We start from the raw sequence: 23825 nt of genomic DNA on the forward strand, positions 1-23825 counted from the left end.
CAACCTTAGTAAGCAGTCAGTAAATGGAACAGGAAACCGATTAGATGTTACAGATATACAATACTTTAACCCGCAAGAAACAAGCGTTTAAGCCCTTAGTAGAAGGCAAAGTGGGTATGTATGTTTGTGGAGTTACCATTTACGACTACTGTCACATTGGCCACGCGCGCACCTTTGTGGCCTTTGATACTGTGGCTCGCTACTTACGTTGGTCGGGCTATGAGCTTAATTTTGTTCGTAACATCACTGATGTGGATGACAAAATCATTAAGCGTGCTGCTGAAAACGGTGAAAGCTGTGATGCCTTAACCGAGCGCTTTACTAAAGCCATGCATGCTGACTTCGATGCGCTGAATATGCTACGCCCAGATATTGAGCCTCGTGTTACAACGCATATGCCAGAAATTATCGAAGTAATAGAAAAGCTGATCGCTAATGGCCATGCCTATGTTGCAGACAGCGGTGATGTATTGTTTGAAGTCAATACCTTTGCTGATTACGGCAAGCTTAGCTTACAGAATTTAGAAATGCTACAAGCTGGCGCGCGTGTAGAAGTGGAAGAAGACAAGCGTAATCCTTTAGATTTTGTATTGTGGAAAAGCGCTAAACCGGGCGAGCCAATGTGGGATTCTCCATGGGGCAAGGGGCGCCCTGGCTGGCATATTGAATGTTCAGCAATGAACATGAAGCACCTAGGCGAGGTATTTGACATTCACGGCGGTGGTTCCGATTTAGCTTTCCCACATCATGAAAACGAAATCGCCCAATCGTGCTGTGCCCACAAAACCAATTACGTGAACTACTGGATGCACTCCGGCATGGTTCAGGTGAACAAAGAAAAAATGTCTAAGTCTTTGGGTAACTTCTTCACTATTAAAGATGTATTAGAAGTATATGACCCCGAGACAGTACGTTACTTCTTGTTATCCGGTCATTACCGTAGCCAACTGAACTATTCAGAAGACAATCTAAAGCAATCTCGTTCTGCACTAGAGCGCTTGTATACGGCTTTACGCGGTATTGAGCTGGTGGCGATTGACGAGCAAGTGGCAAACGCCTACCGCGAACCGTTTAAAGCGGCCATGGATGATGACTTTAATACGCCAGAAGCGCTACCAGTATTGTTTGAGCTAGCTAAAGAAATTAACCGTGTTAAAGAAAGCGATGTGGCTTTAGCTGGGCAGTATGCGAGCTTATTGCTGGAGCTAAGCGCAGTGTTAGGCATTTTAACGCAAGACGTAGAAACCTTTTTGCAAGGTGAGCACGATAGTGAAGTGGCTGAAATTGAAGCCTTGATTGCAGCGCGTAATCAAGCTCGAGCTGATAAAGACTGGGCGGCGGCGGATATTGCTCGTAATCGCTTAACTGAGATGGGCATTGTACTGGAAGACGGCGCTGCAGGCACCACCTGGCGCAAAGCTTAAGTAAGACATACAGAGAATAAAAAGGCAGCCTAGGCTGCCTTTTTTACATGTGGTATTTCTTTAACAAGTTCTGATACTGCTCCCCAGCGGTGACTTTGCTGAGAGCGGCTCTAAAGCGCTTTAGGTAATCTTGATTGGTACCTTGGCTAAATGCATAGCAGCCCTCCAATTTACCCAGTTGATGCACCGGTTCAAATAGTTCGCCCTCAAAGCCTAAGGCTCTAGCTGTTTGCTCAATTACTTCTGGTTCAGAGGCTATTACATCAACTCGCTCACGCTTTAACATGCGTAAGGCTTTTTCTAAATCTTCTGTTAGTGATATTTGTTCAAACTCCACACCTTTGTAGAGCAATAGTTGCTCACCTACGCTGGCTTTCATCGCACCAAATAAAAGCTTCGAATTTGGACCTATTTCATCAATTTTTATAGCTCGAGATTTTAAAGCTATCAGCTTGATATCGGAGGTAGTAATTGGGCAAGCCCAGTGGAACATATGCTCTCTGCGGGGACTACGCATGGTGAGAAACAAAGCCATATTAGGGCGGTGTTGTAACAAGTAGTAAGCTTTTTCCCAGGTTTGCATTTTGATAGGCTGCGGATCTTCGCCCATCTCTTGCCACACTAAGCGTAACAATTCGACCGAAATACCGGTGAGGTGGGCATCTTCTACGTAGTTAAAAGGGCGCAGGTTTTCCGTTACAAAGCTTACGTTTTCTGCACGAGCAGTAAACGCTAAGGCAAAGCAAAGTAAGAGTAAGTAACGGTGGAGCATAAGTAATCCTAATCAAGTCCCTTTGTTTAAATTAGCTTACTTTTGATTAAGTTGCAGTGAAAATGGCGAATACTTGATCTGAGTATTCGCCCTGTTAACTATTTATCGTGAAACTCTTCGCAAGCCTCTAAGGTGTTTTGAATAAGGGTTGCTACTGTCATCGGGCCAACACCGCCAGGCACAGGCGTAATAAATGCTGCGTTTTGGCGAGCAACTTCGTACTCTACGTCGCCAGCCAGTTTACCGTTGTCTAAGCGGTTAATGCCTACATCGATCACCATTGCACCGGGTTTAATCCACTCACCAGGAATAAATTGTGGTTTACCCACGGCGACTACAACTAAATCAGCACGACGAACATGGGCTTCTAAATCTTTAGTAAAGCGGTGACAAGTGGTGGTAGTGCAACCTGCTAGCAACAGCTCCAAGGTCATTGGGCGGCCAACAATATTTGATGCGCCTACTACAACGGCTTCTAAGCCATAAGGGCTAATGCCGGTAGACTCAATAAGGGTAATGATGCCTTTGGGAGTACAAGGGCGCAGTGCAGGAATACGCTGAGCTAATCGGCCAATGTTATAAGGATGAAAACCATCTACGTCTTTGTCGGGGCGAATACGCTCAACAACTTTGGTTTCGTCGATGCCTTCTGGTAACGGCAATTGCACTAGAATTCCATCAATAAGCGGGTCATCGTTAAGTTTATCAATTTCACCCAATAGTGTTTGCTCGTCGGTGTTGTCATCTAAGTCGATAGATTTAGAGATAAAACCAACGGCTTCACATACGCGGCGTTTGCTGCCTACATAAACCTGAGAGGCGGGGTTATCGCCTACTAAAATCACGGCTAAACCTGGAGCACGTTTCCCTTCAGCGACTCTTTTCTTAACACGCTCAGCAACTTGATCTTGAACTTGTTGAGCGATTTTTTTTCCATCAATTATTTGTGCAGACATTGATTCTTCTTTAACGAGTGATTGACCATGCTAGAGGGCGCTATTTTGGCATGATAGGCGAATAAATGTCAGATCTTTTTTAAAGCAAAAGGGGAGGTTTTTGCAAGTAAGCAGTAAAACGCAGTGCTTTAGCACAGATAAAGAAGACTAAGCCCGCTAGCGCGGGCCCAATTATATTAGGCGGCAACCCATAATAGCACTGCAATAACCTGAGGCGACAAAATGCGCAGGCACATCACTAAGGGGTAAACGGTAGCATAGGCTAGGGCGGAGGCACCGCTGGTACTGTGAATAGAGTTAGCAAATGCCAGCGCTGGTGGATCGGTCATTGAGCCAGCCATTAAGCCGCATAAGCTTAAGTAGTTCACTTTTAATACGTAACGCCCTATAAAACCGATAATCAGCAAGGGGATAAGGGTAATAAAGGCGCCATAGAACATCCAGCTAAGGCCGTCGCCCTCCACCAATGTTTCAATGAAGTTGGCACCAGAGTTAATGCCTACAACGGCTAAGAAAAGGACGATGCCTATTTCTCTAAGTGCCAAGTTAGCACTTGGCGGCATAAACCAATAGAGACGACCAATACTGCCTATTCTGGCTAGAATAATCGCCACAATCAGAGGGCCACCAGCTAAGCCGAGCTTAAGTGGAGCAGGCAAGCTGGGAATGGCTAGCGGCATAGAGCCTAGTAATACGCCTAGGCCAATGCCGATGAAGATAGGCAGCATTTGCACGTGCTGTAACTTGCTGCGCACATTGCCTAGGCTTTTGGCTACTTTCTCAATGTCTTCAGTTGGGCCGACAATATTTAGGATATCGCCAAACTGCAAAATGGTATCTTTGTTAGCAACCAGCTCAACCCCGGAGCGGTTTAAACGAGAGATGATGACATCAAAACTATGCTTTAGATCTAGCTCGCTGAGCTTTTTACCTAAAATCCGCTCTTCGGTTACCACTACCCGTTCACTGCGAAGCAAGGTTCCTTTCGTAGAAAGAGATTCACTGATCTCTTGGCCAATGATTAAGGTTGCTTGTTCCAGTTTGTTGCGGTTAGGTCCAACCAAGTGTAGGTAGTCGCCTAGGTGCATTAGCATATCGGCGCCTGGTACCTTTAGCTCGCCATCAGATTTTACTCGCGAACAAATCACATCTTCGCCAATCAGCTTACTTAGCTCTGAAAAAGCAATGCCATTTAGGTTGGGGTTTTCAATAATGACGTTGATATCAAGCAAGCTTTGCTTCTTTTTACCTTTAGTATTATCGAAATCTTCTGCTTCTTGTTCAATATCAACGCGAAAGGCAAGGCGAATGATCCACATGGTGAGCAAAATGCCTAAAATACCAAAAGGGTAGGCCATGGCATAACCTAAACCGAGTACGGTGGTTTCTTCGGTCGCCATTCCTAGCTCTTGTAAGATCTGTTGGCCAGCCGCTAGAGAAGGGGTGTTGGTAACCGCGCCGCTGTATATGCCCAGGAAAACATTTAAAGGTAGGTCAAAGATGAAATGAAGTGCTACTGCAGTTATGCCTCCAAGAACAACAATGCCAACAGCCAACAGGTTTAACCTTAAGCCACTGGCTTTAAGTGAGGCAAAAAAACCAGGACCTACTTGGATACCAATAGTGTAAACAAACAGGATAAGGCCAAACTCTTTAATAAAATGTAGGGCGTGGGGGTCTAAATGCCAGCCAAATTGTTTAATGAAGTGACCAACAAACAGGCCTCCAAATAACACTCCGCCTATACCTAAACCAACGCCGCGAACTTTAATTCCACCAAACCATAGTCCTATAACCGCAACGGCCGATAGAACTAATATGGATAACGCAACTTCACTCATGAGATTCCATTCCAATCGCAAAAAATAATTTATGTTTAACTTGCCTGCAAGAGACTACTACTTTAGTCGTAGTTAACTATTGATTTGGATTAATAAATAACAATGATCCAAATAAACACTGCCAACGTTAAACAAACGACAAAGCTTTATACCTAATGATTGGTTTTAGGCCTCTATTTGCTGATTATTGCCGCAGGATATTGTTGAAATTCACTCATTTTGGCTATGCTGTAACCAATCGGTAAATATCAGTAAAAAACTGTTTGACGCTGACCAATCAAGTGGGTAGTATTCGCCTCCGTTGAAGGGCACAATCAGTGCTTTAAAACAAATCGATGATTACGCATTTTGATAGCGCATCGTCGCGAAGCTCATTAAGAGCGGGACCAGAAGGGACAGCCTTCTATAAATATCAAAGCAATCGGTGATTAGCGCAGCTTGGTAGCGCATCTGGTTTGGGACCAGAGGGTCGGGAGTTCGAATCTCTCATCACCGACCAAATTTTTGAAGCCTAGTGTTTACACTGGGTTATTTGACGCTAAAGATGCGCCCTTAGCTCATCTGGATAGAGCAACGGCCTTCTAAGCCGTAGGTAGTAGGTTCGAGTCCTACAGGGTGCGCCAAATACATGCTCTAGTAGCATAAAAGTTTGTGGTGGGTATAGCTCAGTTGGTAGAGCCCCGGATTGTGATTCCGGTTGTCGTGGGTTCAAATCCCATTACTCACCCCATTATTCGACTACATTGCCATAGCAATGTTGCGAAAATAGTTTTGCGGAAGTGGCGGAATTGGTAGACGCGCTAGATTTAGGTTCTAGTATCGCAAGGTGTGAGAGTTCAAGTCTCTCCTTCCGCACCATTATTGGTGTAAGCGTAGGTAACGCTTAAAATATACCAAAAGTTTTCGGTGATTAGCGCAGCTTGGTAGCGCATCTGGTTTGGGACCAGAGGGTCGGGAGTTCGAATCTCTCATCACCGACCAATACATAAAGCCTCGTCAGCAATGACGGGGCTTTTTTGTACCTGCAATCTGCGATGTTTAGAGCTTTGCTTTAAAGTCAGGAGTTCGCCCTTAAGCCTTGCTCATCACCGACCACTACTTAAAGCCTCGTTAGTAATGACGGGGCTTTTTTGTACCTGCAATCTGCAATGTATAGAACTTTGCTTTAAAGTCGGGAGTTCGCCCTTAAGCCTTGCTCATCACCGACCACTACAAAATCCTCGTCTGTAATGACGGGGCTTTTTTGTATCTGCAATCTGTAATGTTTAAAGCTTTGCCTCAAAACTGGGAGTTCGCTTTTTAGCTTTGCTCATCACCGACCACTACATAAAGCCTCGTTAGCAATGACGGGGCTTTTTTGTACCTGCGATCTGCGATGTTTAGAATTTTGCTTTAAAGTCAGGAGTTCGCCCTTAAGTCTTGCTCATCACCGACCAATACATAAAGTCTCATCAGCGATGACGGGGCTTTTTTGTACCTGCAATCTGCAATGGTAAGAACTTTGCCTTAAAGTCGGGAGTTCGCCCTTGAGCCTTGTTCATCACCGACCACTACACAAAGCCTCGTCAGCAATGACGGGGCTTTTTTGTACCTGTTCTTTGCGAAGAAGAGGGCTCAGATTAAGAGTTGGGGTTCGTCTTTAAGCTTTGCTCAGTCCCTAGCGCTAGATAAAACCTCGTCTGTAATATCGGGCTGTCGTATCTATATCGTTGGTAGCTATTAATAAGTGCTAGAGAGCTTTAGTCTTAAGAGGTAGGGCTGTATCCACCAAGGCGTAGCCCTAGGTGATTAGCTAGTCTAAACAAACAAGGGAGCTGATGCTCCCTTGTGACTATGTGTTGTGCGATGCTTTGTTAATGATGTTTCTTCATTGCCTCTACCAAGGCGTCACGAGCCGATTTAGAGCCGGCGCGTTCGGCTTCTTCTACAAAGTTTAACGCTTTATCAAAGTCACTGGCTTTTACCGCGTTTTCGATAAGCTGATTAAACATTGCTTCGGTTTCTGGTTGTATTGGGCTAGTTTTGGTTGTTGGCGCACTTACCGCAACGGCGGTTGCGGTGCTTGCTGCTACAGGCTCTGCAATTAGTGCATCTGCAGAATTTTGCTGCTCAACCATGTCATTGGCTGAATTTGCCGCTCCTGGCGCGTAATCGAAGGCTAAGCGGAATACGCCGGTGGCAGTGTGAGCAATAGGCTGGTTACTGTACATTTTAACCACATCGGCTTCTCTACCTAGCTCTACCGCTTTTGGGTCGGGGGGATCGAGTTTAGTGGTTTGCTGCATTGCTTGATCAGTTGTTAGAACGACGAGGTACTTAGCCTGTCTGCCGTCGCGAAACACGGCGGGCAATTCCACATTGCCAAAAAAGCGGTCAATGCTTAACAGTGAACCGTTTTCGTAGTTAATGGCTTCTTCCCCGTAAACATCGATAGGGCTGAAGTTCTTGTCGAGAACTAACACTGTAGGGGCAAAAACACTGGTAACAATGGGAGAAGATACCGCTACTTTAATCGGGCCATTTACTTCAGGTAATTCAATGGCTTTAACAAAGGATTTACCAGTTCTGAATTGAAATGCGGGATCTTGAGTAGAGAGGGTAAAATCAACTTTACCTGGTGCGGTAATCTTTTGGTATTTGAGTTCCGATAAGCTATTGCAGCAAACAGGTGCTTGCGCTAAGGCCTGGTAACCAATGCTGGGATCAATTTTTTGCACGGCTTTGGCGTCGGTGGCGCCATAATCAATAACCATACTCTTATTACTGCTGCAGGCTGCTGTTAGCGCAACCATACTAATCACGAGTAACTTTTTCATACTGTCTTCCTTGTTGCTTAGCAAAGCTTATTGCTTTTACCTAGTATTTATTTTTGTAGTTATTTTATGTTTTTAGTACTTGTATTTGCTAAGCGCTTATTGCTTAGCGTAAAGTAGGCAAGGTGAGTATTCGCCACAAATATTTCACCTTGCCTGTTAGGGTTAGTAAAGCTTCGTCATCACCCGAAGTTTTACTGGAGTGTTTGAAGTTGGTGCCACACTAACTCCAATCACTTCTTCCTAATGGCTTGTTTCTACCACCACATATCTGCTTGAACACCGTAAACAAACTCGCCTTTCTGCTCACCATTTGCGTTGGTGTTGTCTTGGCCGTTTGTTTTTCCGTCGATGTAGCTTGCTAAGAGGCGAATTTCAGGAGCTGGGCCAGTACCGGTACCGATTACCCAAGTAGGAGCAATAGTAGCTTTGTACTGTGAAGATTCAAACAAAGTGTTACCGCCTGAGCCTTCTACGTCAGTTTCTGTGTAACCAAATTCAGTTGCGATAGTGAAGTTGTCGATAGAATTAATTAAGAACACAGGGCGAGCCATTGCTGACCACCATAAGCTCTTGTTGCCGTTGTCCATATCGTCATATTGCGCTTGTACTGATGGGAATATCATCACGCTGCTGCCAAACCATCCACCGTAAGCTAAGGCGCGGTAAGATTTATCACCTTTATCTACGTAAGCCATACCAACTGGGCCTTTGCCCGCGCTGCCTGGCGCATAGCCATTGTAGTTTGTGAATGACTTACCAAGCATGCTGCTAGCGCCTAGGCCAGAACCTGCTTGAACAGAGATTTTAGAGAAACCGTTGCCCAACCAGAAGAAGTCTTTTGGAGTGTATTGAACGTGAGCTTCAATGCCGTTAGTAGCAAACTCAGAAACGGTAATGTTACCATTTCCATCATCGCTGCGAGACACGTTGTCAGCCATGTATTTGCCCACTAACTCTACGCGCCAGCTGCCGTAATCTGCTCGAGCGTGACCTAAATGGAGTGGGGCACTTTCGTCGCTGCCATAACCATTATCATCAGGACGGTTACTTGCTAAGTAAGCGAAATCCCACTTACCGCCACCAAGTTCCATCTGTTGAACACCCAACCCAGTACCTGACCAATCTGTGTAGAAGAAGTCAGTCATGAAAATGTAGTTATCACGGCCATAGTAACGTTGACCACCCCACATTTTGCCGGTGTTGGTTAAGCCTTCAAACTCTACAAAACCTTCTAAAAGGCCCGTTGCCGAACCGTTGATCGTGTAGTTTTGCTGGGCTTCAAACGCATCTTCGCCAGTGTTGTGCTGACCAAGACGGGTTTTAATTGCAATGTTTTGACCGTTATCTAAAGCCCAGGTTTTGTTAAACGCAAGCTCGTAAAAGTCATCACTTTCAATACCTAAGCGGCCTAAGCTTTCTTTAGATGCTGGGTAAAGTGCTTGGTTGCCACCTGTAGATCCTGTGAATAATGCGCCTGAGCGGAAGTATCCATGGAACTCGAATCCTTCTTCAGCTGCAACAGTTGTGCTAACTGCGCTAGCTGCAAGAGCTAGTGAACATGCAACAGATAGTGCTTTAATTTTCATTTTAATTTAACTCCCTAAATATATATCCATATGTCTGTGCTTGGCTTCCTAAAACATCACTGTTCTGCCAAAAGACGAATCGATTATAGGAGTATGAAACCGGTTTTATTTTGAAGTCGGTCACAATGATACCGGTTTCAATGGTGCGTTGATCACAGTTTTATTTCAATTTTTAAAATTCATTAGTAAAAGTGATTTTTTGTTAATGCTTGTGCCGGAAAACCGAAAAAATGTTGAAATTTTATGGTAGCGCTAACATGTGAAGTGGGTCTATTTTGTGGTGATTAAAGTATCAAATAAACTAGAGTTAGGTGGTTGTGTTTTGGTTATTTTTATTAATTTCAATGGTTTGAGTGTTTTCTTTGTGTGAGGTGGTATATAGACATCGTCAGTTTTCCTCAACAAGCTAAGGTAGTTGATTCACAGAGTACAAATATTGGCGAGTAGTAACAGCTTGTTTACCTTGTCAGGGGTGGCTAGCTTGAAACGCTAGAAGAATAAAGAGACTTACTACCAGAAAACGATGTTCCTACACTTCTTATCTTGTGTAACTTAAAGGGCGAGTAATGAATTAAAATTGAACGACTGTATGGTTTTTTTCTTATGCAACTGTTTTAAAAGGTAAAAATTAGCTGTCTTGCTGTTCGTTAGGTAGCGTTCCTCATAAATATTTATCTTTTTCACGCTTTATTTGTGCGTCCTTTTTATTAGGTAGAACATTTATCATTTATTTAACATATAAATGTAACCGGTTTCATTTGTGTGTTTGGGTTCACGGTTTTATTTAATTCGGCTGATAAAGTAAAGGCGTTATTAAGAGAATTTTATGGAAGATCTAAATATGAAGAAAAGGACTGCTGCCTCGGCAATACTTAGTGTTTCTCTAATTGCCTTACTGGCTGGCTGTGGAGCAACCAGTAAGGTTGAGCCCAATGTAGATGTTACATCGTACAAGCGTCACCAGTTTTTGCCACCGCAGGGTAAAACCTTAATGTTTATTGGCCAAGACATTAAAACCATTAACGAGTTTGTTGCCGATACTGGGGTGCAACCTGCAGCAGTAACCGCCTACGCCTCAGCAGACTTAACAGGTGTGCTTAATGCTTTTCCAGAGTCGCATGGCTCTTTGGATATTCCTGCTTACGCAGAGGATTACCCAAATGCTAGCTTAGCAATTGGTTTGTGGCTAAAGAACACTTACAAGAAGTTAGCTGACGGTCATCCACGTAGCGTCAATAACGTAGACCGCTTAGTAAAACATCTAAAGGGTTTGAACAGACCCATTATGCTTAGAATTGGCTATGAAGTAGATGGTTATTGGAACAACTACCATCCAGAAGAGTTTAAGGCAGCATGGAAGGTTATAACGGCTGTAATTGCCAAGAATGACGCACAAAACATTACTACTGTTTGGCAAATTGCCGGCTATTGTGCCTCTATGGATAACTCGGTGTTTACCGAAACCCATAATAGCTTTAAAGGCTTAGACTATGATGCCTGGTACCCTGGCGATGAACATGTTGATTGGGTGGGGCTTTCATATTTCTCTCAACCACGAGATTGCTTAACTGATACCGCTAAAAATGCTGCTGGTGGATTACCTAGTGAATTTGGCTCTTTGAGTGATGTTGACGAGCAGGGTAATAGCTTAGCCTTAGGTAACATCGTGGCTTATTTGAATACCAAAAATAAACCCATTTTTGTCGCCGAAGCGAGCCCTAAGTACTACTGGATTGAACGCGGTGAATATAAACCTGATGCAGATACTACGGTAAACAACTTACAAAAAGTCAGCGGCGAGCAAATTTGGCAAGATTGGTATGAACCATTTTTTGATTTTCTGGAAATTCATCAAGAGTCCATCAGGGCGGTGTCTTACATTAATATGCACTGGGAGTCGTTTGCTGGCTGGAGTTGCGATATTAAAAACACCCGTGCAGTTAAGCTTGGCTTAACTTGTAAAGACGGTGTTTGGGGCGATGCTCGGGTGCAAGTTAACCCATACATCAAGCAGCAATTCTTTAATCGCCTCGACAACGGTAAGTATATTTATCGCCAATCTGACGATGGCTTTGACCAACTTAGCGGTTGGAAGGAGGCTGCCGCCGCTTTAACCGCAACAACAGTAATAGCAACTGAGAAAGCTAAAGTTGTTAAATCTTCCCCTTATCATGGCAAACCCGCTGCCATACCTGGTCGTATTCAAGCACAAGAGTACGATAAAGGCGGTGAAGATGTTGCTTATAAAGATAGCTCGGGGATTAACCACGGTGCAAACGAGTGGGGGATTAGCTTCCGAGAAGATGAATTGGTGGATATAGGCAAAGATCCCGAGACCGAGAGCTTTGTAGTTGGCTGGACGGCCAAAGGCGAGTGGCTGAATTACTCGGTGCAAGTTAAAAAAACGGGTAACTATGATGCAACATTTAGATTGGCACATGGTGGCAAAAATGCTGGCGCTTTCAAAGTGCTAGTTAACGGTGAAACACTGATTGAGCAGGTAGAGATTCCAGCAACTAAAAGTTGGGAGACATACCAACTAGTTACAGTTAAAGGCATTGTGCTTAATGAAGGTGAGCACCTACTCACTGTAGAGTTTACCGAAAGTGGCGATTTCAATACGCCAGGAAATATTGATTGGTTTGAGTTTGTTCAACAATAGGAGGTGCATTAGTCGAATCTATTTCATTCCTCTTCCTTGGCTATCTTAGCAATTGCATAGCCTTTTTTTGCCCGCTTCATCAGCGGGCTTTTTTTTGTTTTTACAAAGCAAGTAAATGTTATTAATAGGTTAATTATTGCTGATCGAGATCTCATTTCTCTCTTAGATTACTTGTTAGTTTTCGTATTTAATAATAATCTGAAACCAGTTTCAGGAACCGGTTTCATTTTTGTGTTTTCAATCGGATTCTGCGTTAAGGGAATAAGGCAAGCAGGAGAGAACATGGATCTTAAAGCACTTAGTGATCAGTTTTGGCGAGATGGCTACTTACTCATTGAAGACTTCTTTTCAATGCAGCTAATGGATCAAATGACCAACGCTATCAATGAGCACTATGGTGTAGACCCAGACTTCTGGCATACCGATGAATTTTTAGATCGCGCTAAAACTGAAGTGATTCCCTGGTTTCCTCAAAATGAAGGCTGCTTGCTGTTTAATGAAGTAGACCAACACCCTTATTTTAAAGCTCTGTCGAACGAAGTTCTGGGTGAAGAAAGTAACACGCTTTACTGCATGGTGATGTTTTCTAAGCAGGGGACGGTGGGCCAGGCATGGCATCAAGATTGCGAACCTGACGACCCTCAGCGTTACAACATTAATCGGCTTATTTATACCTCTGATATTCGTGAAGACATTGGTGGCGAAGTGGTTGTAGTGCCTCGTTCTCATTTACGTGGCGAAATTCCGATTGGTAACCCTGAAGGTGAATTGCCGGGGCAATTGGTGCTACGGCCTAAGAAAGGCAGCCTAATTTTTTTACATGGCCATACCTGGCACAGAGTATTGCCTATTCATGGCGGAAACCGGATATCGACTAATTATCGCGCAGTGCCTAAGGGCACTCCTTTAGACATTACCGACATTTGTGTCTACCGAAATATGCGTTACCACTTTGGCAGCAACAAAGTGGTAGAAGAGCGACAGTGATAGCGTTAACATTTTTCACGACAAAACCCATAGAAATCGGTTCAGCAATTGCTAGTGACTGAAAATAAAGGTCTTATTAGAGCTAGCTGAGAAACCGCTTACGGAGAGCGTTGTGAATAACAAGAAAGTTACCATTAAAGATGTAGCCGCTAGGGCAAAAGTATCCCGTGCTTCTGTATCACGAGTACTCAATGATTACCCAGGCGTTAAACCGGAGCTGCGAGAGCGGGTAAATCAAGCGATGGATGAGTTGGGTTTTGCGCCTAATTATTTCTCGCAAGCCTTAGCAAAAGGGCGTTCGCAAAGTGTTGGTTTGATGGTGCGTTCTTTAGGTGGCTTCTTTTTTGGCAGCATTATGTGCGAGGTTGAAGAAGTGCTCACCAAAGCTGGTTACCAATGCATGGTAACCAGTGGACATGGGACTTATGAGTCTGAGCGGGCAGCCATGGAGTTTATGGTGTCTCGCCAATGTGACGCGATTATTGTGTATTCCGATTGTTTGTCGGATGAAGAAATTATCAAGATTAATCAAGCGGGAAGCCCAGTAGTGTTAATTTCCCGCTTTATACAAGAATTGGACAGCCAGTGTATACGCTTCGACGACACCAGTGGAGCGTATCAGGCTACCAAGCACCTGATTGCCAACGGGCATAGTGATATTGCCACTATCACCGGACCTTTAAGCAATCAAGACGCGAGAGATAGATTAACAGGATACCGCAAGGCGTTAGAGGAGTTTGCTATTCCTTATCGTCCTGAATTGGTATTGGAGTCTAACTTTCAAGTCCCTGGCGGAAAGCTAGCAACTGAAAAGTTATTAGCGGCTAAACATCACTTTAGCGCCGTCTTTTATGGTAACGACGAAATGGCGATTGGCGGTATTCAAGCGCTTAATCATGCTGGATTGTCGGTACCTGAAGATGTCTCAGTGATTGGTTTTGAGGATGTGCCACTGAATGAATTCCTTAAACCCAAAATGAGCTCAATGAGGATACCTGTTGCAAGCATTGGTAATTTGGCCGCTAAACGCGCCTTAAGTTTGATTGCACAGGAAGAACTGGATTTAGCCCTAGAGGTTGATGTTCAACTGATGGAGCGTGAATCCGTTAAAACAATCTAGTTGTTCACTCCTACTACGCTAATTAAGCAGTTTGAGTGACACCCATAAGGATTTGAATAATGGAACTCAAAAAGCTTAGTTTAGCTCTAGTATTGGCAGGCACCGCTTCAGCGGCACAAGCGGAAACAACCATTCGTTACGATTGTTGGCCAAACCACGATAAAACAGCCGTAGAAAAGATTGATGATTTCTACAAAGCCAACCCAGGCATTAAAGTTGAAGTACTGTCTAACAACTGGGTGGATCACCACAACAAACTAACCACAGCCCTAGCTACCGGTGACGGTGCGGGCGACGTGGTATGTATCGACGTTGAAAAAATTGGTGCCATTGTTAACCAAGGTGGTTTTGCCAACATGAGCAAAGCTTTTAACGCTGATCAGGATGAAAACAAATTTGCTCCATTTGCTTGGGCACAAGGTAAAGGCGCTGATGGCGAGCAATACGCATTGCCGCTAAACGTTGGCCCGGGCGTGATGTACTACCGTCGTGAGCACATGCAGGACAAAGGTTTCAACCCTGAAGCCGTTACTAAAGATTGGGATGCACTTATGGCTTGGGGTGAAGATCTTAAAGCCAAAGGCGTTCCGCTAGTAGGTCATGCTGGCTCTATTGCTCAAGCTATTATTAATACCGAAGTAGAAGCGGGTAACAGTATTTACTTCGACAAAGATGATAATCCGATTGTTACTAACGAGCGCTTTGTTAAGGCTTTCACTTACGCCAAAATGGCGCGTAAAAAGGGCCTTGATGCACGCATTGGTGACTGGAGCTCTGAGTGGTTTGAAGGTTTGAAAAACGCCAATTTCGCTATTCAGTTTTCGGGTGCTTGGTTAGCCGGTTTCCTAGAGTCTTGGATTGCGCCTGATACAGGTGGTAAGTGGGGCGTAAGTGGTTTACCTGCGGGTAACTACGGCTCATGGGGCGGTACTTTCCTTGCTATTCCTGAGCAAAGCAAGAACAAAGAAGAGGCCTATAAGTTAGTTGAATACTTAACTAAAAACCGCGACATCGTATTGTACGAGTTTAAAACTAATGCAGCTTTCCCTGCCTTGAAGAGCTCTTACGATGCACCAATGTTCCAAGAAGAAATGCCTTTCTTAGGTGGTCAAAAAGCTCGCCTATTGTGGACAGAAATTGCTGAAAACATTAAGCCAATTAAACCTTCTAAAGCCGACAATATTGCGCGCGCGATTATTTTAGAGCAAGCGTTACCAGCGGTAGTAGAAGAAGGCAAAGATGTTAAAGAAGCTTTAGCTGATGCTGAGAAACAAATTAAGCGCCGTATGCGTAGTTTGTAATCATTATTTAGTGTCCTTCTAATTACTGGGTGGCTGCCGTCGCCCAGTTCATCACAATATGAGTAAGTAACATGAGCAGTTCTCAAGCATCCGCGCCTCTATCCGAGGTAGAGGGGGATAAGAAGGCCAAGTCTGCACGCAAACGTTCGTTTGCAAAGTTAGGCCAAGCGTTCGCCCCTTACGGTTTTTTAATGCCGTTCATCATTCTATTCTTGGTTTTTCAGGTTTTTGGTTTCGCCTTTTCTTTGTATTTGTCGTTTCACCAATGGAACCCGGTTGCTGGATTAGATTCAATGCGGTTTGTCGGTATAGAAAACTATACCTTTTCTTTAGAAGACGAAGACTTTTACCGTTCTTTATATAACACCATTTGGCTGGGCTTAGCCTCTGGGGTGAGTCAGCACTTGGTGGCAATTCCTATGGCATATTTACTGGTTAATCTAGGCAGCAAGTTTCGCCACTTTATGACCTCGGCGTTCTTTTTGCCATTTATCACCTCTACCGTTGCGGTGAGCCTGATTTTTGTCAACATGTACTCGGCAAATGTAGGGATTATTAACAAGGCTTTAGTGGCCTTAGCTAACGCGCCAGGATTAGGTTACGTGTTTGGCTGGTTAAACGACTTAATGCCTTTGCGTTGGCTAGAAGACCGTTTATTAATTAAACCTGCAATTGCCTTTTTGCAGTTTTGGAAATACACCGGTTTTCATTTGGTCATTTATATTTCCGGCATACTCACCATTTCAAAAGAAGTGGAAGAAGCGGCTTTGCTAGATGGCGCTAACTTCCGTCAGCGTTTTTGGTATATAGCCTTGCCTCATCTGCGTCCGTTTATCTTCTTTGGTGTCATCTTAACCATAATCGGTAGTCTACAAATGTTCGAAGAACCGTTCATCCTAACTAACGGTACTGGTGGTATTGGTAACTCTGGTTTAACCATTTCAATGTTTCTCTATAAAGTCGCTTGGGAGTGGCTAGACATGGGCTGGGCTTCGGCAATGTCGTGGTTACTATTTTTAATCATTGCAGCGGTAACGGCGGTGCAGTTCTTATTCTTTGGCCGTAAAGGATTGGGGAGCCATTCATGAATATATTCGCAAATTCTACTCTGCCTCGGCGTCGTAGGCAGCAAACCAAGGGCGGTGAATTAGCTGCTCAAATCTTTGGGGTAGTGGGTACCGTTGGCTTTTATGTTTTTTTAGTGTTGTGTGCCTTTTTAAGTATATTTCCGTTTATTTGGTCGAGCATCTTATCCACCCGTACTCGAACTGAGATTTTTTCCTCAGAGCTAAGTTTGGCACTGGGTAATACGTTGTTTGAGAACTACCAATCGTTGGTTGATACCTTGCCGTTTTGGACGTCAATGCTTAACAGCTTTTATGTCACCGGCTTGGGTACTGTTGTATCTATCCTGTTTTGCTCTATGGGCGGCTATGCCTTTGCCATTTACAAGTTTAGGGGAAAGAATTTTATATTTGGAACCATGGTGGCCTCGATGATGGTGCCCCCTATTCTAGGTTTGATTCCTTACTACATGATTGTGCAGTTTTTAGGTTTGCTCAATACACACGTTGCCCTGTGGTTACCCTTTACGGCTACGCCTTTTGCTATTTTTTTGGTACGCCAATACGTTGTGAGCTCAATTCCGCGAGAATTGATTGAATCAGCACGAATTGATGGGGCAGGTGAGTGGTCGATTTATTTCCGGATTGCACTGCCACTGATGAAACCGGTATTAGGCACGGTCGCCATCGTGCAGTTTGTTTTCTTCTGGAATAACTTCTTGGGGCCCTTGGTTATTTTGTCTAGCCAAGATAAGTACGTGGTGACTTTGGCACTACGTACCGTTCAAGGCTTGCCAAACACTCCATGGGGCGCGGTAATGTTGGGCACCACGATATCGATTTTACCTATTGTGACCTTCTACTTGTTTGCTTCTAGGCAGATGATTTCAGGGCTCACCAGTGGTGCGGTAAAAGGTTAAACCAAGCATGCAAAGAAAAACCTTTAACTGGGGCATTATTGCCCCAGGTCGTATTGCTCGCCGTTTTGCCGAAGGCTTAAGCGCCATTGAAGACGCAAAACTGCATGTCGTTGCTAGTTCAAATGAACAACGTGGCAAAGCCTTCGCAAGGGAGTTTGGGGCTAGCACCTGTTATTTGCGTTACGACGAATTGTTGGCCGATAGCAAAGTAGATGCAGTATATATTGCTAATCCTCATCGCTTTCATTACGACACTATTCGCGCTTGTATCTTAGCGGGAAAACCGGTGCTTTGTGAAAAGCCCTTAACGGTGAATGCCGCGCAAGCCAAACAACTTATGGCGCTGGCTGAGCAGCACCAAGTATTTTTGATGGAAGCCATGTGGAGTCGCTATTTGCCCGCGTGGCAACAAGTTAAACGCTGGCTAAATCAAAACGCGATTGGCGAGGTTAAGCTGCTGCAATCCAACTTTGCTTTTCCTATTCCTCGAGATGAAAACGACCGCTTACTTAATCTTGAGTTGGCGGGCGGAGTGTTGCTTGATTATGGGGTTTACAATGTGGCGTTGTCGCAGTTTGTTATGGGCAGGCACCCTGAAAAGGTCTTAGCTGACGGGCTTGTTGGCAATACAGGAGTGGATGAACGCTGCAGCGTAATTCTTAATTATGGTGGGGTGGCTAGCCAATTTACTTGCTCTTTTCAGAGTTATACCGAAAACAGTTTTTGCATTTACGGTGAAAAAGGCAAAATTGTTGTTCCGGCTTATTTCTGGGATACCAACAAAGTAGAACTTCATTCTTTCGATAAAAGCCCGGAGATACTTGAGTTACCTTACTTGGCCACTGGCTTTGAATATCAAGCGAGCGAAGCAATGAACTGTATTCGTCAGGGTAAGCTGCAAAGTGTTCTAAATACTTGGCAAGACACCTTGGGCACACAGCAAGTGATGGATGAGATTTTGGCGCAAGTTGGCGTTAAGTATCCATTTTTGTAGTATTGCTTTAGTCGCCTCTAAAAGGCCTCTTAATTAGAGGCTTTTTTAGCATCCGTCATCAACTAGTTGGTATTGCGGGGGAGTGGTTGCGTTGCTGGCCTGGGTATACTGAAAATAGCAATTGTCGTCAGTCACCTGGCCATTGCCGTTTCTGTCGTAACCCAAATAAGTAAAGGCAATGCCTTGCTCTTGTAAAACAAATACATCGTCAATGTCGATACGCTTGGTGATGTCGGTATTGTCGAGGTAGCGCCACTTTAGCCTTACATCTGGGCTATTGGGGTTAAATACATCAAAAATACCGTCTCCGTCCATATCCACGTCAATTAAGTCATCTCGATTAGGAACTTGTTGTGAGACATAGCTAGGCATGTAGGACTTAAGCGTTAGTAAATCATTAGCCGCTTTCACGCTTACGCTTATTTGCTCAATAGTTTTAATGCGGGCGTCGCTGGATAGGTTTAAAAACTTAGGCGCGGCAGTGACCGCGAGAATACCTAGTACGATAATCACCACAACCAGTTCGATTAAAGTAAAGCCTTGGTTTTTCATTAATCCCTAAACAAAAGTTACAACTACTCCATTGAGCGGAGTATAAAAGTTTGCCTATCGCTTGCCTAGCTTTGTAGAGTCGTTGGTCTAAATTTGTGCGGATGCGCTAATTATAAGCGAGTGTTGTATCAACAAAGGCTGGTTTTGCGAGTAGCCTTAAGCAGCTTAATGCCGTGAAAATCGCCAAACAGGTATGCGTAGCTGCAAATATTTACGCGATATCTGTGATTATCTAGCGAACAGTCTCGACCTTGGCGGAAACCATGGCTATAATGCGGCGTTTTGAAATTGTGGGCCCTTAAATAAGGACAGCTTGTTCGCCAGCGCGAACCGCTAAATTCCCATTGTTTACGTAAGTAAATTGTCAGCAGGGTGCTGACTATAGCCGAGGTAATAAAATGCAGGTTTCAGTAGAAACAACTCAGGGCTTGGAGCGTCGTGTTACGATTTCGATTGACGCTACGCAAATCGAACAGCAAATTGAGCAAGCGCTTAAGCAAGAATCACGTCGTGCTCGCATCGACGGTTTCCGCCCTGGTAAAGTGCCAGTAAGCGTAATCAAGAAACGTTACGGTACAGCGATTCGTCACGACGTAACTGGTCAAGCAATGCAGCGTTCATTCTACGAAGCAATCATGCAAGAGAAGCTAAACCCAGCAGGTGCTCCAGCACTTCAGCCTGGTGACACTAAAGATGGCGAGTTCAGCTTTAGCGCTACTTTCGAAATCTTCCCAGAAGTGGAAGTTGCTGGCTTAGATGCTATCGAAGTAGAAAAGAAAACTGCGACAGTTAACGATAAAGATGTTGATACCATGATCGACACTTTACGCAAGCAGCAAGCTACTTGGAAAGAAACCAAGGGCATGATTAAAAATGAATTCCGCGTTAACCTAGATTTCTTAGGTAAAATTGACGGTGAAGAATTCGAAGGCGGCAAAGCTGAAGGTTTCGACCTGGCAATGGGCGCTGGCCGAATGATTCCTGGTTTTGAAGATGGAATCATGGGTAAGAAAGCTGGCGAAGAGTTTACTATTGAAGTTAACTTCCCAGAAGATTACCACGCTGAAAACCTAAAAGGTAAAGCAGCAACCTTCGATATTAAGATCAACAAAGTTGAAAAGCCTGAACTAGCTGAAGTTAACGAAGAGTTCGTTAAATTATTCGGTATCGAAACCGGTGAGTTAGACGCGCTTAAAGCTGAAATTCGCAAGAACATGGAACGTGAACTAGAGCAAACGCTAAAAGCGGGTGTTAAAGAGCAAGTTCTAGCGGGTCTTATCGAGCAAAACGAAATTGACGTTCCAGCTGCACTAGTTTCTCAAGAAATTGAGCAATTACGTAAGCAAGCTATGCAACGCTTTGGCGAAAACGCACAAAATGCTCCAGAGCTTCCAGATGAGCTATTCACTGAGCAAGCACAGCGCCGTGTTCGCACTGGTCTGCTACTAGGCGAGTTAATTAAAGTTAACGAACTAGAAGCTGACGATGAGAAAGTTAAAGAGCACATCGCTTCTTTCGCATCAGCTTACGAAGATCCAACTGAAGTACTTGAGTACTACGCGAAAAACGAAGAGTTGATGAACAACGTTCGTAACGTAGTATTAGAAGAACAAGCGATTGAATTTGTACTTGATAAAGCAAAAGTGACTGAAAAAGAAGTAGCTTTTGACGAAATTATGAACAAGCAAGGTGCAAACTAAGGTCTAATTTGACTTAGCCACCTTTATCTCGCATATAATGGCTCGTATGTACTACATACGAGCCATTTTTTTTAAGGAAGAGCGCATCAATGTCTAAAGAAGTTAATCAGTCTGCATTCGACCCCATGGCGGCTTTGGTGCCAATGGTTATTGAGCAAACCTCTAAAGGGGAGCGCTCTTACGATATTTATTCTCGTCTATTAAAAGACCGAGTTATCTTTCTAACCGGTCAAGTGGAAGACCACATGGCCAACCTTGTGGTAGCTCAGCTGTTATTCTTAGAATCTGAGAGTCCTGAGAAAGACATCTTTATTTATATTAACTCGCCAGGCGGCTCAATTAGCGCTGGTATGGCGATTTATGACACCATGCAGTTTATCAAACCCAATATTAGTACCGTGTGTATGGGTATGGCAGCGAGCATGGGAGCATTTTTATTAGCGGGTGGCGCTAAAGGCAAACGTTACTGTTTACCTAATGCCAAGGTGATGATTCACCAACCACTAGGGGGTTACCAAGGTCAAGCATCTGACATTGAAATCCACGCTAACGAAATAATTAAAACAAAACGTCGCATGAACGAGTTGTTGGCCGAGCATACTGGCCAAAGTTTTGATACTATCGCTGCAGACACCGATCGCGATAACTATATGACAGCCGAACAGGCTAAAGAATATGGTATTGTCGATGATATCTTTGGCCGTCGTGAATAATTAGTTCTATTTCACGGTCTGTACAGATAGAGCATTGAGAAAATAGCATTCTTCGCGGTTTGATTTACACTGTAATTAAACGCCTAGAGTGCTACATAGTTTGAGGTTAGCGAATGACAGATAAGCGCAAGGGTGATGGAGATAGCAGTAAGCTGTTGTATTGCTCCTTCTGCGGTAAAAGCCAGCATGAAGTGAGAAAGCTGATTGCCGGTCCCTCCGTCTATATTTGTGACGAATGTGTTGAGTTATGTAACGACATTATTCGAGAAGAAATAAAAGAAATATCGCCTAATAAAAAAGAAGGCAATGCCTTACCTGTTCCTAAGGAAATTAGAGAACATCTAGATGACTACGTAATTGGTCAGGACCACGCTAAAAAAGTGTTAGCGGTAGCGGTTTATAACCATTACAAGCGCCTTCGCAATGGCGATGTGGCCGACGGCATCGAGCTTGGTAAGAGTAATATTCTCCTAATCGGCCCTACCGGTAGTGGTAAAACCCTATTGGCAGAAACGCTTGCTCGTTTACTAGACGTGCCGTTTACAATGGCCGACGCAACCACACTAACCGAAGCCGGTTATGTGGGTGAAGACGTAGAGAATATCATCCAGAAGTTACTGCAAAAATGTGACTACGACGTTGATAAAGCGCAGCGCGGTATTGTTTACATTGATGAAATTGACAAGATTTCTCGTAAGTCTGACAACCCATCAATTACTCGTGATGTATCAGGCGAAGGTGTTCAACAAGCGTTACTTAAGCTGATTGAAGGTACCGTTGCTTCTGTTCCTCCTCAGGGCGGTCGTAAGCATCCTCAGCAAGAGTTTTTACAGGTTGATACCTCTAAAATCCTGTTTATCTGTGGTGGTGCATTTGCCGGCTTAGATAAGGTGATTGAGCAACGTGCTTCTACTGGAACCGGCATTGGGTTTGGTGCGGAAGTGAAGGGCGAAGCGGATAAAAATTCATTGAGCGAAACCTTCTCTAAAGTTGAGCCAGAGGATTTAGTTAAATACGGTCTAATTCCTGAATTTATAGGTCGTTTACCAGTTGTAGCGACATTGACTGAACTTGATGAAGACGCATTGATTCAAATTTTGAGCGAACCTAAAAACGCCCTTACTAAACAGTATGGCGCTTTGTTTAAGCTTGAAGATGTTGAGCTAGAGTTCCGTGAAGACGCACTAAGAGCTATCGCTCATAAGGCGATGGAACGTAAAACTGGTGCTCGTGGCTTGCGTTCAATTGTTGAAGCTGTATTGCTTAACACCATGTACGACTTGCCATCGATTGATAACATCTCCAAAGTCGTTATCGATCAAACGGTGATTCAAGGTGAGAGCGATCCAATCTTGATTTATACCAATGAAGATAAAGCCGCTAGCGCAGACTGATTTGCGCGGGTGCTAAAAAAAGCCAGTCTAAGGACTGGCTTTTTTGTTTTTGTCGCTTAGGCTTTTTGCCAAACCAACAAGAGGTTGTTAGCTGGCATAGCGATGCGCTCTTTCAGCTTTAATTTGTTTAACCCAGCCCAGGCCTCTAATTGCTCAATGTCGCGTAACCCTCCATAGCCTTGGGCTTGCAACAATAAATCAAACTCTCGATTGCTATCACTTGTGTATTCACCAGCCAGTCTAAATGGCCCGTAGTGGAATAGTTGTCCTTTCGGCGGTAAATGCTTACCAATATCTAAGTACATAAGCTCTACAAGCTCTTGAGGCATTATGTGGGCAGTATTAGCTGTGTACACTGCGTCACAGGCAAAAGGCCAATGATCCTTTCCTACTTGGTAGTTCAGCGGTTCGGCTTGCTCGCGGAGCTGCATCTGTTTCTGCCAATATCCAATAGCGGCTAAATTGGCTTGTTGGTCAGAACACTGCCAGTGAAGGTGGGGTAGGGCTTTAGCAAAATAAGCAGCATGCTGCCCGGTGCCAGAACCTATTTCTAGCAAGCGGCGAGCATCTTCAAGCCTTGGCTTAAGTTGCTCTAATATCGCTTGTTTGTTGTTATCGGCAGCTCGATTAAAAAAGGCTGCCGGATGCTGGTTATTGGTCATCAGGGTTTTGATGTAAATAGGCTTTTTCGGTTAGGTGTTGCTTTTGAGTATTGGCTTTTAGCTTCACTTTATAATGTAAACCCGCTTTGGCTAACATGTGGGCAGCAATAGGTGCGGTGATCAGCAAAAACATGGTGATTAATATTTCTTTTAAGCTCAATCTACCTAGCTCAAAGCTAAAATAGACCATCGAGGCAATTAAAATACAACCTACACCTAAGGTACTCGCCTTAGTAGGTGCGTGCAAACGGGTGAAAAAGTCTGGCAATTTTGCTAAACCAATAGAGCCAATCAACATAATAGTTGCACCAAGTACAAGTAAAACACTGACAATTACTTCTAATAAACTGGTCATCTGTTG

19 protein-coding genes and 5 tRNA genes are annotated in these 23825 nt (G+C 44.1%); 16 read left to right on the plus strand and 8 right to left on the minus strand.

Annotated elements, in window-relative coordinates; all coding sequences use genetic code 11:
- Positions 1 to 44 precede the first annotated feature (44 nt).
- The gene (cysS, locus tag G6R11_RS20980; RefSeq protein ID WP_163135136.1) at positions 45 to 1424 is read left to right on the plus strand and encodes a cysteine--tRNA ligase; all 1380 of its coding nucleotides are present in this window, start codon (positions 45 to 47) and stop codon (positions 1422 to 1424) included.
- A 43-nt stretch (positions 1425 to 1467) separates the two neighbouring features.
- On the opposite strand, the gene G6R11_RS20985 is transcribed toward cysS, so the two are convergent.
- The 3 genes from G6R11_RS20985 to G6R11_RS20995 form a co-directional block, all read right to left on the minus strand.
- A complete protein-coding gene (locus G6R11_RS20985; protein WP_163135138.1) occupies positions 1468 to 2196 on the minus strand; it encodes an ABC transporter substrate-binding protein in 729 nt (242 codons plus the stop codon).
- Between the two features lie 98 nt (positions 2197 to 2294).
- Positions 2295 to 3152 (minus strand): bifunctional methylenetetrahydrofolate dehydrogenase/methenyltetrahydrofolate cyclohydrolase FolD, encoded by an 858-nt coding sequence (gene folD, locus G6R11_RS20990; RefSeq protein ID WP_163135140.1) that lies wholly within the window; start codon positions 3150 to 3152, stop codon positions 2295 to 2297.
- A gap of 176 nt (positions 3153 to 3328) precedes the next feature.
- Entirely contained in the window at positions 3329 to 4993 is a 1665-nt protein-coding gene (locus G6R11_RS20995) for a putative transporter (protein WP_163135142.1), read from the minus strand.
- Positions 4994 to 5415: 422 nt separating this feature from the next.
- On the opposite strand from G6R11_RS20995, the gene G6R11_RS21000 reads away from it, so the two are divergent.
- From G6R11_RS21000 to G6R11_RS21020, 5 genes are all read left to right on the plus strand, one after another.
- Positions 5416 to 5492 (plus strand) — tRNA-Pro (locus G6R11_RS21000).
- A 47-nt stretch (positions 5493 to 5539) separates the two neighbouring features.
- Positions 5540 to 5616, plus strand: a tRNA-Arg gene (locus G6R11_RS21005).
- A gap of 31 nt (positions 5617 to 5647) precedes the next feature.
- A tRNA-His gene (locus tag G6R11_RS21010) sits at positions 5648 to 5723 on the plus strand.
- A gap of 43 nt (positions 5724 to 5766) precedes the next feature.
- A tRNA-Leu gene (locus G6R11_RS21015) sits at positions 5767 to 5851 on the plus strand.
- Positions 5852 to 5897: 46 nt separating this feature from the next.
- Positions 5898 to 5974 (plus strand) — tRNA-Pro (locus G6R11_RS21020).
- 872 nt (positions 5975 to 6846) lie between these two features.
- On the opposite strand, the gene G6R11_RS21025 is transcribed toward G6R11_RS21020, so the two are convergent.
- Together G6R11_RS21025 and G6R11_RS21030 are read right to left on the minus strand one after the other, a co-directional pair.
- Positions 6847 to 7809 carry a MalM family protein gene (locus tag G6R11_RS21025; protein WP_163135144.1) on the minus strand — a complete coding sequence of 321 codons (963 nt, stop codon included), beginning with the start codon at positions 7807 to 7809 and terminating at the stop codon, positions 6847 to 6849.
- 254 nt (positions 7810 to 8063) lie between these two features.
- Positions 8064 to 9395 carry a carbohydrate porin gene (locus G6R11_RS21030; protein ID WP_163135146.1) on the minus strand — a complete coding sequence of 444 codons (1332 nt, stop codon included), beginning with the start codon at positions 9393 to 9395 and terminating at the stop codon, positions 8064 to 8066.
- A gap of 826 nt (positions 9396 to 10221) precedes the next feature.
- On the opposite strand from G6R11_RS21030, the gene G6R11_RS21035 reads away from it, so the two are divergent.
- The 7 genes from G6R11_RS21035 (at position 10222) to G6R11_RS21065 (ending at position 18443) form a co-directional block, all read left to right on the plus strand.
- Entirely contained in the window at positions 10222 to 12057 is a 1836-nt protein-coding gene (locus G6R11_RS21035) for a carbohydrate-binding protein (RefSeq protein WP_163135148.1), read from the plus strand.
- A 282-nt stretch (positions 12058 to 12339) separates the two neighbouring features.
- Positions 12340 to 13044 carry a phytanoyl-CoA dioxygenase family protein gene (locus G6R11_RS21040; RefSeq protein ID WP_163135150.1) on the plus strand — a complete coding sequence of 235 codons (705 nt, stop codon included), beginning with the start codon at positions 12340 to 12342 and terminating at the stop codon, positions 13042 to 13044.
- 112 nt (positions 13045 to 13156) lie between these two features.
- Positions 13157 to 14164 (plus strand): LacI family DNA-binding transcriptional regulator, encoded by a 1008-nt coding sequence (locus tag G6R11_RS21045; protein ID WP_163135152.1) that lies wholly within the window; start codon positions 13157 to 13159, stop codon positions 14162 to 14164.
- Between the two features lie 59 nt (positions 14165 to 14223).
- Complete coding sequence (locus G6R11_RS21050) at positions 14224 to 15465, plus strand: ABC transporter substrate-binding protein (RefSeq protein ID WP_163135154.1); 1242 nt, start codon at positions 14224 to 14226, stop codon at positions 15463 to 15465.
- Between the two features lie 71 nt (positions 15466 to 15536).
- Positions 15537 to 16553 carry a carbohydrate ABC transporter permease gene (locus G6R11_RS21055; RefSeq protein ID WP_163135155.1) on the plus strand — a complete coding sequence of 339 codons (1017 nt, stop codon included), beginning with the start codon at positions 15537 to 15539 and terminating at the stop codon, positions 16551 to 16553.
- Positions 16550 to 17449 (plus strand): carbohydrate ABC transporter permease, encoded by a 900-nt coding sequence (locus tag G6R11_RS21060; protein ID WP_205473005.1) that lies wholly within the window; start codon positions 16550 to 16552, stop codon positions 17447 to 17449. Before G6R11_RS21055 ends, G6R11_RS21060 begins: the two co-directional genes overlap by 4 nt.
- A gap of 7 nt (positions 17450 to 17456) precedes the next feature.
- Positions 17457 to 18443, plus strand: coding sequence for a Gfo/Idh/MocA family protein (locus tag G6R11_RS21065; RefSeq protein WP_163135157.1), 987 nt, complete (start codon positions 17457 to 17459; stop codon positions 18441 to 18443).
- Positions 18444 to 18488: 45 nt separating this feature from the next.
- Here the strand turns inward: G6R11_RS21065 and G6R11_RS21070 are convergent, their stop codons facing one another.
- Complete coding sequence (locus G6R11_RS21070) at positions 18489 to 18995, minus strand: Tfp pilus assembly protein FimT/FimU (RefSeq protein WP_163135160.1); 507 nt, start codon at positions 18993 to 18995, stop codon at positions 18489 to 18491.
- A 398-nt stretch (positions 18996 to 19393) separates the two neighbouring features.
- Between G6R11_RS21070 and tig the strand changes: the two genes are divergently transcribed.
- The 3 genes from tig to clpX all read left to right on the plus strand — a co-directional run bounded on the left by tig (position 19394) and on the right by clpX (position 22802).
- A complete protein-coding gene (gene tig, locus G6R11_RS21075; RefSeq protein WP_163135162.1) occupies positions 19394 to 20695 on the plus strand; it encodes a trigger factor in 1302 nt (433 codons plus the stop codon).
- Positions 20696 to 20784: 89 nt separating this feature from the next.
- Positions 20785 to 21408, plus strand: coding sequence for an ATP-dependent Clp endopeptidase proteolytic subunit ClpP (gene clpP, locus G6R11_RS21080; RefSeq protein WP_163135164.1), 624 nt, complete (start codon positions 20785 to 20787; stop codon positions 21406 to 21408).
- 113 nt (positions 21409 to 21521) lie between these two features.
- Entirely contained in the window at positions 21522 to 22802 is a 1281-nt protein-coding gene (clpX, locus tag G6R11_RS21085; protein WP_163135166.1) for an ATP-dependent protease ATP-binding subunit ClpX, read from the plus strand.
- Between the two features lie 56 nt (positions 22803 to 22858).
- On the opposite strand, the gene G6R11_RS21090 is transcribed toward clpX, so the two are convergent.
- Positions 22859 to 23464: a DUF938 domain-containing protein gene (locus tag G6R11_RS21090; protein WP_163135168.1), complete on the minus strand. Its 606-nt coding sequence runs from the start codon at positions 23462 to 23464 to the stop codon at positions 22859 to 22861.
- The gene (locus tag G6R11_RS21095) at positions 23454 to 23819 is read right to left on the minus strand and encodes a Na+/H+ antiporter subunit G (RefSeq protein WP_163135170.1); all 366 of its coding nucleotides are present in this window, start codon (positions 23817 to 23819) and stop codon (positions 23454 to 23456) included. The genes G6R11_RS21090 and G6R11_RS21095 overlap by 11 nt, the downstream gene beginning before the upstream one ends.
- Positions 23820 to 23825 lie beyond the last annotated feature (6 nt).

The sequence above is a fragment of the Agarivorans sp. Alg241-V36 genome (genome assembly GCF_900537085.1).
In the GTDB taxonomy this organism is placed as follows: domain Bacteria; phylum Pseudomonadota; class Gammaproteobacteria; order Enterobacterales; family Celerinatantimonadaceae; genus Agarivorans.

What these genes read in the sequence shown, in the direction of transcription:
- G6R11_RS21070 (WP_163135160.1), bottom strand. Translation starts at nt 18,995, where the DNA reads ATGAAAAACCAAGGCTTTACTTTAATCGAACTGGTTGTGGTGATTATC.
- folD (WP_163135140.1), bottom strand. Translation starts at nt 3,152, where the DNA reads ATGTCTGCACAAATAATTGATGGAAAAAAAATCGCTCAACAAGTTCAA.
- G6R11_RS21025 (WP_163135144.1), bottom strand. Translation starts at nt 7,809, where the DNA reads ATGAAAAAGTTACTCGTGATTAGTATGGTTGCGCTAACAGCAGCCTGC.
- G6R11_RS21060 (WP_205473005.1), top strand. Translation starts at nt 16,550, where the DNA reads ATGAATATATTCGCAAATTCTACTCTGCCTCGGCGTCGTAGGCAGCAA.
- G6R11_RS21055 (WP_163135155.1), top strand. Translation starts at nt 15,537, where the DNA reads ATGAGCAGTTCTCAAGCATCCGCGCCTCTATCCGAGGTAGAGGGGGAT.
- G6R11_RS21065 (WP_163135157.1), top strand. Translation starts at nt 17,457, where the DNA reads ATGCAAAGAAAAACCTTTAACTGGGGCATTATTGCCCCAGGTCGTATT.
- G6R11_RS20985 (WP_163135138.1), bottom strand. Translation starts at nt 2,196, where the DNA reads ATGCTCCACCGTTACTTACTCTTACTTTGCTTTGCCTTAGCGTTTACT.
- G6R11_RS21095 (WP_163135170.1), bottom strand. Translation starts at nt 23,819, where the DNA reads ATGACCAGTTTATTAGAAGTAATTGTCAGTGTTTTACTTGTACTTGGT.
- G6R11_RS21050 (WP_163135154.1), top strand. Translation starts at nt 14,224, where the DNA reads ATGGAACTCAAAAAGCTTAGTTTAGCTCTAGTATTGGCAGGCACCGCT.
- G6R11_RS20995 (WP_163135142.1), bottom strand. Translation starts at nt 4,993, where the DNA reads ATGAGTGAAGTTGCGTTATCCATATTAGTTCTATCGGCCGTTGCGGTT.
- G6R11_RS21040 (WP_163135150.1), top strand. Translation starts at nt 12,340, where the DNA reads ATGGATCTTAAAGCACTTAGTGATCAGTTTTGGCGAGATGGCTACTTA.
- clpX (WP_163135166.1), top strand. Translation starts at nt 21,522, where the DNA reads ATGACAGATAAGCGCAAGGGTGATGGAGATAGCAGTAAGCTGTTGTAT.
- G6R11_RS21030 (WP_163135146.1), bottom strand. Translation starts at nt 9,395, where the DNA reads ATGAAAATTAAAGCACTATCTGTTGCATGTTCACTAGCTCTTGCAGCT.
- G6R11_RS21090 (WP_163135168.1), bottom strand. Translation starts at nt 23,464, where the DNA reads ATGACCAATAACCAGCATCCGGCAGCCTTTTTTAATCGAGCTGCCGAT.
- tig (WP_163135162.1), top strand. Translation starts at nt 19,394, where the DNA reads ATGCAGGTTTCAGTAGAAACAACTCAGGGCTTGGAGCGTCGTGTTACG.
- G6R11_RS21035 (WP_163135148.1), top strand. Translation starts at nt 10,222, where the DNA reads ATGGAAGATCTAAATATGAAGAAAAGGACTGCTGCCTCGGCAATACTT.
- clpP (WP_163135164.1), top strand. Translation starts at nt 20,785, where the DNA reads ATGTCTAAAGAAGTTAATCAGTCTGCATTCGACCCCATGGCGGCTTTG.
- cysS (WP_163135136.1), top strand. Translation starts at nt 45, where the DNA reads ATGTTACAGATATACAATACTTTAACCCGCAAGAAACAAGCGTTTAAG.